Source organism: Cohnella yongneupensis (assembly GCF_042655785.1).
Classification (GTDB): domain Bacteria; phylum Bacillota; class Bacilli; order Paenibacillales; family Paenibacillaceae; genus Cohnella; species Cohnella yongneupensis.
Genome location: NZ_JBHSNC010000027.1, coordinates 155,149 through 168,999 on the forward strand (window position 1 = coordinate 155,149; position 13,851 = coordinate 168,999).

10 protein-coding genes and 1 pseudogene are annotated in these 13,851 nt (G+C 45.6%); 4 read left to right on the plus strand and 7 right to left on the minus strand.

Annotated elements, in window-relative coordinates:
- Positions 1-485: 485 nt before the first annotated feature.
- A complete protein-coding gene (locus ACFPQ4_RS09655; RefSeq protein WP_378111609.1) occupies positions 486-2,093 on the plus strand; it encodes a PT domain-containing protein in 1,608 nt (535 codons plus the stop codon).
- 251 nt (positions 2,094-2,344) lie between these two features.
- Here ACFPQ4_RS09655 and ACFPQ4_RS09660 read toward each other — a convergent pair whose 3' ends face one another.
- Positions 2,345-2,734 (minus strand): hypothetical protein, encoded by a 390-nt coding sequence (locus ACFPQ4_RS09660; protein WP_378111691.1) that lies wholly within the window; start codon positions 2,732-2,734, stop codon positions 2,345-2,347.
- Between the two features lie 57 nt (positions 2,735-2,791).
- Positions 2,792-3,142: an ASCH domain-containing protein gene (locus tag ACFPQ4_RS09665; RefSeq protein WP_378111610.1), complete on the minus strand. Its 351-nt coding sequence runs from the start codon at positions 3,140-3,142 to the stop codon at positions 2,792-2,794.
- 615 nt (positions 3,143-3,757) lie between these two features.
- On the opposite strand from ACFPQ4_RS09665, the gene ACFPQ4_RS09670 reads away from it, so the two are divergent.
- The 3 genes from ACFPQ4_RS09670 (at position 3,758) to ACFPQ4_RS09680 (ending at position 8,909) form a co-directional block, all read left to right on the plus strand.
- Entirely contained in the window at positions 3,758-5,131 is a 1,374-nt protein-coding gene (locus ACFPQ4_RS09670; RefSeq protein WP_378111611.1) for a hypothetical protein, read from the plus strand.
- A gap of 682 nt (positions 5,132-5,813) precedes the next feature.
- Positions 5,814-7,619, plus strand: coding sequence for a serine hydrolase domain-containing protein (locus tag ACFPQ4_RS09675; protein ID WP_378111612.1), 1,806 nt, complete (start codon positions 5,814-5,816; stop codon positions 7,617-7,619).
- A 303-nt stretch (positions 7,620-7,922) separates the two neighbouring features.
- A complete protein-coding gene (locus tag ACFPQ4_RS09680; protein ID WP_378111613.1) occupies positions 7,923-8,909 on the plus strand; it encodes a TolB-like translocation protein in 987 nt (328 codons plus the stop codon).
- Positions 8,910-9,073: 164 nt separating this feature from the next.
- On the opposite strand, the gene ACFPQ4_RS09685 is transcribed toward ACFPQ4_RS09680, so the two are convergent.
- The 5 genes and pseudogenes from ACFPQ4_RS09685 to ACFPQ4_RS09705 all read right to left on the minus strand — a co-directional run bounded on the left by ACFPQ4_RS09685 (position 9,074) and on the right by ACFPQ4_RS09705 (position 13,580).
- Positions 9,074-9,532, minus strand: a complete 459-nt coding sequence (locus ACFPQ4_RS09685) for a cupin domain-containing protein (RefSeq protein WP_378111692.1) — start codon at positions 9,530-9,532, stop codon at positions 9,074-9,076.
- 121 nt (positions 9,533-9,653) lie between these two features.
- Positions 9,654-9,873 (minus strand): annotated as a pseudogene (locus ACFPQ4_RS09690) (alkylphosphonate utilization protein).
- 78 nt (positions 9,874-9,951) lie between these two features.
- Entirely contained in the window at positions 9,952-11,298 is a 1,347-nt protein-coding gene (locus tag ACFPQ4_RS09695) for a GntP family permease (protein WP_378111615.1), read from the minus strand.
- A 22-nt stretch (positions 11,299-11,320) separates the two neighbouring features.
- A complete protein-coding gene (gene gntK / locus ACFPQ4_RS09700) occupies positions 11,321-12,859 on the minus strand; it encodes a gluconokinase (protein WP_378111616.1) in 1,539 nt (512 codons plus the stop codon).
- Positions 12,852-13,580 (minus strand): GntR family transcriptional regulator, encoded by a 729-nt coding sequence (locus ACFPQ4_RS09705; RefSeq protein ID WP_378111617.1) that lies wholly within the window; start codon positions 13,578-13,580, stop codon positions 12,852-12,854. Before ACFPQ4_RS09705 ends, gntK begins: the two co-directional genes overlap by 8 nt.
- Between the last annotated feature and the right edge of the window lie 271 nt (positions 13,581-13,851).

The window sequence follows — 13,851 nt, forward strand, 5'->3', positions numbered from 1 at the left end:
GTTAAGTCTAGCTAAAGTCAGCCATCTGATAGCTGGAGCGACTGGATTAGTTTTGAGGGGAATCCGGTTGCCAGCGGGGATGAGTAAGAACTGAAAAACGTATAGCAGTACATCGATTTTGGTACAGAGCATGGTGAATTAAACGCCATTGCTCTGTATTTTTTATGCCTCGAAGTCAACATGGAGTCAACAATTGGTTCGTGAAAGTACTTACAGTGTGGGTCGAACCAAACACGTGGCTCATATGCTTTAAAATGCGCTTTATAGACAGTAAAAGGACTGAATAGCCCAACCTACCTTTGCGGAGGCCTTCAGGCCCATTCTTTATAGGTCAACGAGAAAAAGTCATCGGATATCCATTCAACATAAAATCAACAATCCTTATGCTATGGATTAGCGAGTTACATTTTTCTACCATTGCCATCGGTTATTAACTATAATTGGAGCTATTAGAAGATAAATTGGAGAAAGTGGATGATGATGGAATGAGAAGGATGCTGTTACTTATCATTTGTGCACTATGCCTCACGGGTTGCTTCGGAGGAGAGGGGGCAGAGGTTCAAACTGCTCAGCCGACTCTCAAATCAATAGAAATAGATCAACCATCAGATCAACCATCAGATCAACCATCAGATCAACCAATAGATCAACCAATAGATCAACCAATAGATCAACCCAAAGAATCTGCTTTATCTGATCCATCCAGTAGTAACGATGAGAATTTGGAGTCATCGGTAGAGATTGTGAATGAACAGGAAGCTTCCGCAACCAATTTCGATACTCTAAAAGAAATTATGGGGCTAAACAAAGAGCAAGTTATCGAAAAACTGGGTCAATCCTATACCAAGTACGTCGGCAGCGATCTACAGCCAGGAAAAGGATTACTGTATGAACAGCTTGGGCTAAGTATCATATTCGATGAGAAGACGGGGCGCATAGAAACGATTTATTGCAATGAGCTAGTAGATATTGCTGGCGTTAATTTAGGCATGGAGCCTAACGGCATTATTCAGTTGTTGGGAAACGGTGTTACGCACATAAGGACAGGTGACAAGCCCTCTTACGAACTATCGTACAACTTTGGTCAATTCTTTGTTCGGTTTACAGCCAAAGATGAGGAGAGCCCGACCACCCGACTCGAGCTCCAAAGAAATAATGCATATGATGCATCAATCGCTTCACGTGCTGCATTCAAACCAGATTTGAAGCATATTCAAGCTATAGTTAACCTGGATAGAGAGCCAGTCATTGAACAGCTAGGTATGGATTATTCTCTGTTTTATTATAATGGTGACACCCATTTTGGATCAGGAATCTATTATCAACAATTTGGGATAGATATAGTTTTTGACGATAGTGGGGATCGGATCGAAACCATTTTTTGCGATGAGGGATCAGCCGACATTAATGGTGCCAAGTTAGGTATGACAGTCCCTGAGGTCAGAGAGATTCTGGGAGAAGGAGAACTCATCGATCATACATTGGATCCGGAATGGTATCCGCCTAATTACTCACTAGTGTATGATATTGGCAACATTACGGTTAGATTTGGGATGGAGGATCGAGAGGGCCCAACAGATGATTTGCATATTTATAGGAACACTGAGGGCAACTTTTACGATTCGGACAGCAATCAGATTAAGCCTATTGCTTATACTTTAGATTTCAACAAAATAAAGGAATTTCTAAGCCTAGCCCAGGAACAAGTGATTGAAAAGCTGGGTGAAGAATATTGGGAGTACTTAAAGGACGCAGGTGTATTTGAACGTGGCTACGGATTGTTCTATGAACGATATGGGATGATCCTTGTGTATGATTTTTCAAAATTAAATTCCATCTTCTGCAGAGAAAATGTTGAGATTAATGGGGCAAAGTTAGGGATGACATTTTCCGAAATCCAGCACTTTTTGGGAACAGAAGGCGTGGTAGATCAAGTGAAAACTGAATCTGATTTGGACCCACCCTATTATAGATTAACCTACACATATGACGATTTCACAATTTCCTTTGCAGCGTATGAAAAGGATGGAAAGACGGTAGAGGTGAAGATTCAGTCGAAAGAGGCTATAGAGCGGGAAGCCAACTACGACTAAGCAAATGGAGTAATCCGAAAGCTTGAGCGATTGAATTGGATATCCTGACAATCCCATCGCCAACGGAGATGAAGAGGAACATAAAAACGTATAGCAGTATTGTTTTGCTGAACGTACGGGCAAGTCGGATCAATAGGGGGCAACAAGACTTTTCACACAATGCTCTATATAGACAAAAAGGGCTGAGCGAGTCACCCAGTAAAGAGAGTGGCCTACCTGTCCCTTTTAATTGCGTTGTTTAAACCAATGATTCACCAAAAAACAGGCTTTATGACCATGAACGCTAACATCGTCATCAAGAGCGCGAGATAGATCCATACAGATCGAGCTATCAATCGTAGAATGGTATCTTTGTCTTGGTCAGGCTCATTAAATCTTCGTATCTTCGGCGAGAACGCGCGGGCCAAGAAAAGCAGTGACCCTGTCAGGAGCAGGATAGTCAGTAAGATCCAAGAGGTCGACCAAGGCCACGATCCCGTAACAACAAGCAATATACCCGATCCAACCAGAACATGACCCGCATGCTTAGCTAAACGAATGGCCGATCGGAACGTATCCAAGTAGGCATTCTGCGCTGCAGCTTCCGCAACTCGAAGCTTCCTAATGACCGGAATGAATACAAAGAATGGGCCAATGGACATTATTGCACTGAGGATATGAATATAAAGCAACAACTTATACCCTAAATTCACGTTTAACTACTCCTGAACGGGGCGAAATTCATGAACCCATACACGCATGTGTGGAAGCCATGGCATACCAGGGTGATAAGATAGGATCAATTGTTTGTATTCCTCGACAGTATTGAATCCCTCTTGCTTAGCATGCTCGTCTGTCAGCTCGCCAAGCGATTGCAAATAAACCTTCTCCACTATAAAACGATGCCCTTGAAGCTCCATAATTTCACCTACATCAGCATATCGCCCATTCCGGCGGGTTGCCGTTTTGATTCCCGCAATAACTTTATCCACATCGGGTTTTACTGTCACCAATTTCTCAATTGTGCAAGTTTTGAGCGGCAATTCGGAATTGCCTTGGTGGTCTGACATGCTTATCGTCCTCCTTGTAGGCAATCTAAATACTCTATCATAATTAGCATGTCTAATCCATTTTTGTAATATACCTATTGCATATGGTGACGGATCTAGAACTTTAACCGACAGTTGGAGTGATTGGATTTCTTACAGTGAGAATCCTATCGCTACCGGAGACGAACAAGATCCTAAAAACGTATAGCAGTATTCTTAGATTAAATACAGAGATTGGTGAGCTAAACGCCATTGCTCTGTATTTTTTATGGCTTGAAGTCAACAAGGAGTCAACAATCGCTTCCTTAAAATACTCAAAGCAAGGTTGATCACGGACAGACAATGGGCCAGGACAACGGCCCTCTTACGGTTACTAACTAAGTTTTTGGAATTTTTCTCGGTATAAGTCAACAATCCCAAAGGAAGAAAATCTTATTCAACATTGAATCAACAATGGAGGTACATTGCAACCACAGCGAATGCCAATCATTCATGTTGCTTTTAACGTTGTCATATAGGAATCTCTGTTCTCAAAATGGAAATGTCACTACAAACGGGCAGCAGGATATCGCAACATTTATTTATCGCTTGCGTCTTAATATATGTAATTATTTGTTAACCCACGAGGTGTAGCCATTGTATCGTTATCTGTTAATAGGAACATTAATCGTAGCACTCACTGTTACGATGACTTCCTGCGGCAATAAATCGATTAAACTGGAAACTCAAGCGACGCCTGAGCCTTCGCTTTCAGAGACTCTAGCTCCTACTATTGAGGCTTCCCCTGCTAAGGAAGAGCCAATAGAGTCAGCTAACTCGACCGAAGCCTTGCTCCAGCGCAATTTCTCGAAAGTAATCAAGTTATCGACAGAAGGATTTAATTGGGGAAGTTTGGTGGCCATCGACTCGGGCAAAGTCATATTGTCCGCGTGGAATTACGATTTGAGGACGACGAGGATTGTAAGTGTGAACTTACAAACCGGCCAGCCCACCGTGGTATGGGAGAGCAAAGTTGAATTGGATGGCAACTTGTATCCGATCGGAGAAGGTGACGTCGGATGGTTCACATATGATGACGGAAAATACGAAAAATACAGGCTGACTGGTGATCAGATCACCTTGGATATGGACTATAGTGAGAAGAGTCCTGACGGCCATTGGTCGGTCCGCTATGTTACAGGCAAAAACGGCTTGTGGGGCGTAGATCAATCAACGGGAGAAGAGAAGCAATGGACTACGGGAGAAGTGGATGATCAGCCGTTATGGCTGCCGGACTCCTCTGGCTTTCTGTTTTTGCAGGGTACGGGTGAGTGGTTTGAAGCTGATGCAGGCCCGGTTTACGAATTGGCTCGGTACGATATCGTTTCGGGTAAAACGAGCATATTGCCGTTTGACGAAGGCTTTTGGGGAAGCATAGAGTGGCTGGAACCGGGCGTGTCACTTATTGCGGATAATGGATACGACGATGTCATCGGTGCAAATATCGTTAACATAAAAAGCGGTGTAGAGCAGCAAGTGGTAGATACTTCCCAGTTCGATCATTTGGATTACTTTGTTGATCCGACTTCTAAGCAATTGTTCGTTAGTGCTGAAGGATCATTTAGGTTATATGGTTCGGACGGCGAGGTAAAGTCCGAGGTTGCCTGGCCGTCCGGATTTGATGAGTATTCGGGCATTAACACAACAACGTCAGACGATCCTTCCCAGCCCGTGTTTTATTACGAAAGCGAGCGGAATGGCGCATGGTTCGGCCCTTCGCAATTTCAATTTTCGTCCGATGGAACGCGACTTGCTTATTTAATTGGTGGGAATGTGTATATCTCCCCCACTGTCGTTGAAGGTACCAAAATCGCGCTTGCCGACAAAGAAGGAAATCGAATGAAGCTATTAACACAAGATTACATAACTATTAACGATTATCAATGGTCGCCTGACGGTTCACATCTAGTCGTGATTATCTCGCCGCCGTCAGATCCGTCGCAAACCTATTTAGGGGTCATTGATCTTTGAGCTAACGAAGACGACAGCTCAAATTGTGATTATTTGCAGACAACATTCAACAACTTGCAACCTAAGCAAGTGAGATAGATTCTGGCCGCTGCGTTGGCCTAATGAACCTGACCGAGCAATGAGCGAATCGATTAAAACGGTACTTTATGGTACATCTCGATGTATTCAAAGAAGAGGCTCCAAAAGGGAATCTGACAGTTGGAGCGATTGGATTAGTTATGAGGGGAATTCGGTGGCCACAGGAGACGAAGAAGAACCGCAAAGCATTTAATAGTCCGCAATTTTTGAATACATCTCCAAGGGTCATAAACGCCCAGGCGATGTATTTTTTATGCTCCGAAGTCAACAAGGAGTCAACACGCGGCACCAGAAAATACTTTCCTAACGGGTCGACTGAACGCGCTTCTATATCCATGTAAACAAAGGATTCAGGATTTACCTAACATAGAGGTACTGCAATCCCACAACTATTGCAGGTCAACAATACAAATGAATTAAACGAACCGATCAACATAAAATCAACAAAGACAAATACAAAATATGGTAAAATAATACGAAGAGACTGGAGGGATGAAGGCTGGTTTTTGGAGAGAGTATTGCAGATCGGATTCGCAAGGCTGTCACAATGGTGCTTATGATATGTTTCTTCTTAGGTTATGCCTCAAGAACAAGTGCAGTTCCTATGGAATGGAATACGAAAGAGTTGTCAGCCTTTTTCGATGGATATATGACTGGTAAATTAGACAAGACTCCAGGGGCTGTGATCATTTCGGTAAACAGCGAGGGTGTGTTGTTCTCGCAAGGCTACGGGTATGCAGACAAAGAGCATAAGCTCAAAGCAGATCCCGATTCGACCGTATACCGTGTCGGTTCGATTTCTAAACTTTTTACGTCATCGGCGGTCATGCAGTTAGCGGAACAAGAGAAAATTCAATTGGATGCAGATATTAACGACTATTTACCTTTTCGCATTCCTAATCGCAAAGACCACCCGATCGAATTGACTCATCTGCTTACGCATACGGCAGGATTCGATGATACGGCTCAGATTGCAGACTGGAACTGGCCTCCTTCTCCTGATGCGGGTTTGGAGGACTTCAAGAACATATACATACCTCCTATTCTAAGAGATCCGGGTGTTGTCAAAAGCTACAGTAATTTCGGGATGAGCCTCGCAGGTTATATCGTTGAACGACAATCCGGCGTTTCGTTCGCGCAATATATCGACGACTATATTTTGCAGCCGTTGCAGATGAATAATAGCAGCTTTCGTCCGAAACCAGCAATCCTATCTCAATTGGCGGTCCCCTACGGTGCAGACGCCGAGCCGATGCGAGAGTGGAACGTCAAACCCGCTTATATCCCTGCTGGAGGGCTGTTCACAACGGCTTCCGATATGGGTAAATTCATGATGTCGTTCTTGCAAGAAAGCGATAAGGCAGAACAACAAATTTTGCAAAAGGATACTAGAACTAAGATGATGTCCCTTCAAAGTTCTTTTAATCCGGCGCTTGGTGGTATGGGTTACGGCTTTGTTATCCAAGTATGGAGCAAGGGGACGCAGATCATCTGGCACGATGGGGGACTCCCTGGTTGGTATAGTAATTTGTGGCTGATTCCTGAGAAAAATATAGGGGTGTTCGTTGCGGTCAACGGAGTAGGAAGCTCTGAATTACCATATGATCTGATGAATAGCTTCATAAATCGATTCATCCCATGGACGGCAACTACAACAGCTCCCAATAGCAAGCAAACTTCAGTATCCGAGGCACTGTCTGCAGAGGACTTGGTGGGGCGATATCTTATAACCCGACATACATCCGAATCGGTCTATAAGATTGCAACGCTACCGCAAAATATTAGAGTGACCGTTGCGGCAAATGAAGACGGTACTATTACGGTTAGTGGAATAGGCACTCCCGGAACCTTTTTCTATGATAAGAGCGGCCGATGGAAAACTTTGATGGGAAATAGTTTACTGGCTTCTTACAAGGATAGAGATGGACTTTTTCTACAGTTTTCAGGTTCGCCTGCGGCAGATTTTCAGCGAATCGATTGGTATGAGGATGAACGATTCCATTGGACTATTATTGCGGGATTTGTATTGTTATTTGCTGTAGGGACGCTAGTCTGGACGGTTATTAGCTTGCGAAACCGATCCATGTGGCGATCAATTCCGGGCATTGTATGCGGAATCTATGTTGCGTTCTGTGTTGGAGTCGCTGTCCTATTCAATGGGATGAACGATACAGGAATTGATCAGTGGAGTATGGCGATTGTTCTCAGTCTCCCCATGATTGCGGCGCTGCTCTTGGCTATTGAACTTATACGATGGTTGAAAGAACGAAGCAAACGGAAACCCCTAGTAGAGCGGAGAGTTTGGGATATCCTGCTTGGTTCGGGCCGAGTGCTTCTAATAATGTTACAAACCGCCTTTCTTCTCTACTTAAATTATTGGAACTTGCTAGGGTGGTCAGGGATGGAGTAGTAATGTGAGTCTCGGTAATGCAAACAATTTGACAGTTGGAGTGATTGGATTTCGTATGAGGGGAATCCGGTGGCGGTGGGGGATGAAGAACAACCGAGCAAGGTATAGCAGTATGCAACCTTTAAATACATCGCCATGCGGTCTCTACATAATAATTTCTTTCAAACTAACTCCTGTCTACCGACATATTGAGCTCTTTCTCATTGAAGAAGTATTAATAAACGTTTGTATAATTTTGTAAAGGTGTGATGATTAATTAAACGAATTATTCTTGTTCTTATTGCGGGAGTTCTTGTACTTTCGATGCTTACTGGAGCCGTTAGAAAAGCACCAAGTCCCGGCAACGTACCTGAACTAAAGATAACAGCCAAGAAAATTGCTGTAATGAACCCAAAGGAACCTTTGACTATTTACTGGGCCAAGAGTGAAATAGGTCTATATCAAACGGTTATCACTTCCAAAACAACAAAGACTTCCGCTGTGATTTCAGGGAATTATGGTAACGTTTTATATCAGAATTACGAATCTGTTTACCTACTTAAGTATGATAAAAATCGCAAAAGTGATATTTACCAACTTGAGATTTCAACCAAAAAAATAAAGAGGCTTACAAACGAAGGGAATATTGATTATTTTTTTCTAAAAAAGAATAGCATTTATTATGTAAAAGGCAGTATGGGAATGGAGCCTTCTGTTTACCGTATATCTTTGAATGGGAAGTCAAAGGTAAGAGTAAGTCCAACCGTATTGGATGTGGGAGATAAAAAGTATCGATACTACATTGGCAGTACTGGACCAATAGAAGAGGGAGAAGATATATATTTTCCATTAGTTCGTAACCCGTGGCCTTCGAGTGGAGAAAAGTACATTGAACCGCTGGAAGAGGAATATAGCTTGGAATCCGAAAATAAAGATGAGGAAGTATTGTCTGCTTTTGAGGTCGAATACTCCGATTATATAGGTGACATTGACTCAGACTCATTTGTCTTTACGGAGAAGGACGCAGAGACAGAAATGTCCTATCTCCATCTTATCTTTAAGAATAAAGAGAAAGTTAGAAAAATAAATGGCTGGTCCGTAGAGCCTCTAGATATTTTAAACGGTTGGGTTTATTTTACGGCCGAGGATACAGAGGGACAGAATAGCGGATTATTTGCTATTAAATTAGATGGGTCTGGGTTACGCCAAATAGGAAATGATGAATTTTCTTATTCAGATTACATCGGTAATGTTAAGGGGTATCTGGTGTTCCAGGATCGAAATAAAGGCTCGTTTACAGTTTTCAAGTAGGATTGAGGTTTCCAAGAGAGAGCTATAATTGGAGTGATTGGATTTCTTACAGTGAGAGTGCAGTAGCGGTCGGCGAGGAATAGGACGGAAATGCGCAGAGTAGTATGAGAAGTTCAATACAGAGCACGGCGAAATGCCGTTGCTCTGTATTTTTTGCTCTGAAGTCAATCGTGGCTGGCCATCGCAGTAGCCTTCGTTTGGTGCACCGTGCCGTATGGATGTTGAGGCGGTGCATAGATCACGTAAACCTTAAGCGGCCGATTACCCGTATTGGTTACATTGTGCCATGTTCCGGCAGGTACCATAATCGCAAAGCCATCATATGCCATAGTTTGGAAGTCCAAGTGATCCTTGCTGGGACCCATTTGAACGAGCCCTTGTCCGTCTTCGATCCTTATAAATTGGTCGGTAGTCGGATGGACTTCCAGACCGATGTCTTCACTGACATTAATGCTCATCAAAGTAACTTGAAAATGTTGTCCCGTCCATAATGCGGTGCGGTAATTGTTGTTTAGCTTAGCTGCCTGGTCAATATTCACCACGAACGGCATTGGACCATAATCATTCAATATAAAGTTTCTGTAATAGTCCCAATAATAGTTATAACCCCAGTGAGTATTAATTGGATTACGCCTCCTTTAACGGATTGTCGCTTTATCCTATGCAGATGCCCAGATAAAGGGAAGCATAATACTCACGTAAGAACAAGGCCGCCCCAATCGGGACGGCCTCCTGTACACTCATTTAAACTTTTTTAACGAATTCGAATTTAAGTTTCATCGCACCGAAGCCGTCGATTTTGCAATCGATGTCGTGATCGCCTTCGACCAGGCGGATGTTCTTGACTTTGGTGCCGATCTTTGCCGCTCACCCACTCATGACCGCATTCCGGGCAAATGAGCAACCCGCCGTTTTCGTACGTATATTCGGAATTGCATTCCGGACAATTTGGATAATCAGCCATATTTTCCTCGATCCAATTGTTCGCTTAACTGGCATCCATCCTACCACAGTCGCTGCAGACGGACTGATCTCCTCGCCTCTAAACAACCAAACTCAACAACATGATAAATCCTAATCCGGCTACGGAAATAATGGTCTCGAGCAAGGTCCAGGTGGAGAACGTTTCTTTCATGCTGAGGCCAAAATATTCTTTGAACATCCAGAAGCCGGCGTCGTTGACGTGAGAGGCGATCAAGCTGCCCGCTCCCGTTGCAAGCACGACGAGCGCAAGATTCACGTCGGATTGTTCCAGCATCGGGATGACCAGCCCGGAGGTAGTCAAAGCTGCGACCGTGGCGGATCCCAAGGAGATACGCAGGATGGCGGCGATGATCCAGGCCAGCAAGATCGGGGACATCGAGGTTCCGTGGAACAGATCGGCTACGTAGTCGCCTACGCCGCCGTTAATTAGTACTTGCTTGAAGGCGCCGCCGCCGCCGATGATCAAGAGCATCATGCCGATGTGGGTGATCGCCGTCGTACAGGAGTCCATGACTTCTTTGATCGGGATTTTTCTTGCCAAGCCCATCGTATACACGGCAACCAGTAAGGAAATCAGCATGGCCGTGGAAGCATCGCCGATAAAACGGATCGCGGCGAGCACGCTGTTGTCTGCATATCCCCCTGTTTTTTGAACCAAGGTAATGATCGTCGCGATCGACATCAGGATAACGGGAAGCATGGCCGTGAATACGCTGATGCCGAAGCCCGGCGTTTCTTCCAGCTTAAACGTCTTTTGCTCGCCCAAAGAGGCGATATTGCCGGTTTTGGTAAAGGAGTCAGGTACGAGTTTCTTAGCAAGCTTCGTGAACACGGGTCCAGCCAAGATGACGGTAGGAATCGCAATGATGAAGCCGTAAAGCAATACTTCGCCGATGTTGGCGCCATATTCGCCGGCAATGACCGTCGGTCCCGGGTGCGGAGGTAAGAAACCGTGCGTGACGGACAATGCCGCGGTCATCGGAATGCCGAGATACAAGATCGAGATCCGGAGCTCTCTGGAGATCGCGAATACGATCGGAATCAACAGAACGAGTCCCACTTCGAAGAACAACGCCACGCCGATGATGAACGATGCCGCGACGACCGCCCATTGAATGTTTTTCACGCCGAATTTGTTCACGAGAGTCATGGCGATCCGCTGTGCGCCGCCGGAGTCGGCAATCAACTTGCCTAACATCGCGCCCAGACCGAAGACTAACGCCAAGTGGCCAAGCGTTCCGCCTAAGCCGGTTTCGATCGTCTTGACGATATCCCCTACCGGCATGCCGAGCGCCAATGCGACGCCGAACGATACGATAATCAAAGAAATAAAGGTGTTCAATTTAAGGCTCATGATGAGAATCAGCAACGCTACGATTCCGATTGCGACAATAACTAATGGCATTGTAATTCCTCCTGATGTAGGTCTAGTTGTGGATCAGACTTCTTTGATATTCGGCGATTTGCGTATATTCCTCTTCCAATGCCCGGGAAAGACTAATGAAAATGGGCAGTAGCTGTCTGTATTCCTTGGTTGCTTCCTCGTTCGGAGTATGCCGATGCGTGCTGCCGACCATTTCGGAAACGATTTCGAACGAATCGATTTTGCCGGTGGCGTAAAGGCCTAGAATACAAGCGCCCAGGCAGGAGCTTTCGTAGCTTTCCGGAACGATGACTTCCGAAGCGAAAATATCGGACATCATTTGCCGCCACATATCCGACCTTGCGAAGCCCCCGGTCGCCTGGATCCGGGTTACGGGTCCATCCATAACCTCAGTCAACGCTAAGAATACCGTGTAGAGACCGTAAATAACGCCTTCCAGCGCTGCCCGGATCATGTGTTCCTTCTTGTGCGACATCGTCAAACCGAAGAATGAGCCGCGCACGTTCGGATTCCATAGCGGCGCGCGTTCCCCGGCGAGGTACGGATGAAATAACAGTCCGTCGGCTCCCGGCCTTACGCGTTCCGCGATCTTGGTCAACACGTCATAGGGATCGATGCCCAGCCGTTTGGCCGTCTCTACTTCCGACGAGGCAAACTCGTCGCGGATCCACCGAAGGACCATGCCGCCATTATTCACCGGTCCTCCGATGACCCAATGCTTTTCCGTCAGGGCGTAACAGAAGATTCTGCCTTTCTCATGCGTTTGCGGCTTATCGATAATGGTGCGAATGGCTCCGCTTGTTCCGATGGTGACGGCGATTTCGCCTTTCCGTATCGCATTGACGCCCAGGTTGGAGAGCACGCCGTCGCTCGCGCCGATAATGAACGGCGTTTGCGGATCGATGCCGATCTTTCCGGCTAGCTCCGTATCGCAGCCGGTAAAGCTATTCGTCGTCGGTACTAGCTCGGATAATTGCGCAGGCGTGACACCGGCAATTCGCAAAGCCTCTTCATCCCACTGCAGCGTTTGGAGATTCATCATACCCATGGCCGAAGCCAGGGAATGATCGACGGCATACCGGTCAAAGAACTTGTGGAACACGTATTCTTTGATTCCGATGTATTTCTTCGCCTTGGCCGCGATCTCGGGACGGTCATGCACGATCCAGGCGATTTTCGCCAATGGCGACATCGGATGAATCGGAGTGCCCGTACGTTTATAGACTTCTTGGCCATTTAATTCTACTTTTATCTTATGTGCCCATTTTTCGCTTCGATTATCTGCCCAAGTGATGCAAGGCGTCAGCGGCCGGTCATGCTCGTCCATCGCGATGACGCTGTGCATGGCGCTGCTAAACGAAACGAACGAGAGCTTTTTGTCCGTTTGGTGGTTCATGATATTCGACATCGCTTGTAAGACGGCTCTGAAAATCTCTTCCGGATCTTGTTCGGCTGTCGAGATATCCGGCGTGTGAAGCGGGTATCCGATATTCTCATGTTGGATGACCTCGCCTCGTTCGCTGAACAGAACGGCTTTCGTACTCGTGGTTCCGATATCTACGCCGAGCATATAGTCAGTCATTGTTCCGAACTCCTTTGGACAGCATCTGCTGCGATAGCCATAGGTCTTCTACTTTGCCTTGAACATCGTCGAAATTGTCATGCAGCGACTTGATCATAAGATCCCGGTCTTTCGATTGGATCGCTTTAATGTAGAGATCGTGATTGTTTACGATCCGGGTAAAGTCCTCAAGCTTATCTTTGAAACGCGCCCGCATCGACAATAGTATGAAGGCTTCCATGACCGGCTTCAGATTATTCCAGATCATCAGGATATACGAATGTTGAACGTATCGGATAATCGTCTCGTGGAACAGAATGTCCTGAAAAGAAAACTCATCCGCATCTCCGTACTTGACTGCGACTTTCATCATTTCGAGTATTTTGCTAAGTTCCTTGGCCAGCTCGCCCGTATCCATCTTGACAAGCCTTTCGAATACGAACGATTCGATGAGCAGACGGACATCGTAAATTTCTTCGATTTCTTTGTTCGACAAACCGACAACCACCGCGCCCATGCGTTCCAATCGGATCATATTTTCGGACGCCAGGACCTTTAGCGCTTCCCTTACGGGAGAGCGGCTGACGGCGAAATCCGCAGCCAATTTATTTTCGGACAAGATGGAACCGCTTTCAGTCTCCCCTGAAATAATGCGCATTCGCAGTTCGGAGGTCACGCGATCGCCTGCGGAGGCTTTGGAAAGCCACTTCACGGGATATAAAAATTCCCTGGGTTCGACCATTAACACACCTTCTTTGCTATTCAAGTATACTTGTATACAAGTATTATAACGGAGAGTCCGATTTATGCAAGCGTTTTTATAAGCGTAAAAAAAGGAAGCCGGTTCATTGCCTACCCGTAAAATTAGGTTAGAGGAGAGTGGCTGATTTATGCCGAAAGTGAAGGCGGAAGTAAGTATAATAGTATGCGAAGTTCAATACAGAGCACGGCGAGGGAGATGCCGTTGTTCTGTATTTTTTATGTGCTGAAGTCAACAGGGAGTCACAGCTGGA

Excerpts from the sequence above, each read along its gene's own strand:
- ACFPQ4_RS09705 (WP_378111617.1), bottom strand. The coding sequence starts at position 13,580 with ATGGTCGAACCCAGGGAATTTTTATATCCCGTGAAGTGGCTTTCCAAA.
- ACFPQ4_RS09665 (WP_378111610.1), bottom strand. The coding sequence starts at position 3,142 with ATGTCAGACCACCAAGGCAATTCCGAATTGCCGCTCAAAACTTGCACA.
- ACFPQ4_RS09660 (WP_378111691.1), bottom strand. The coding sequence starts at position 2,734 with ATGTCCATTGGCCCATTCTTTGTATTCATTCCGGTCATTAGGAAGCTT.
- ACFPQ4_RS09695 (WP_378111615.1), bottom strand. The coding sequence starts at position 11,298 with ATGCCATTAGTTATTGTCGCAATCGGAATCGTAGCGTTGCTGATTCTC.
- ACFPQ4_RS09675 (WP_378111612.1), top strand. The coding sequence starts at position 5,814 with ATGGAATGGAATACGAAAGAGTTGTCAGCCTTTTTCGATGGATATATG.
- ACFPQ4_RS09680 (WP_378111613.1), top strand. The coding sequence starts at position 7,923 with ATGCTTACTGGAGCCGTTAGAAAAGCACCAAGTCCCGGCAACGTACCT.
- gntK (WP_378111616.1), bottom strand. The coding sequence starts at position 12,859 with ATGACTGACTATATGCTCGGCGTAGATATCGGAACCACGAGTACGAAA.
- ACFPQ4_RS09655 (WP_378111609.1), top strand. The coding sequence starts at position 486 with ATGAGAAGGATGCTGTTACTTATCATTTGTGCACTATGCCTCACGGGT.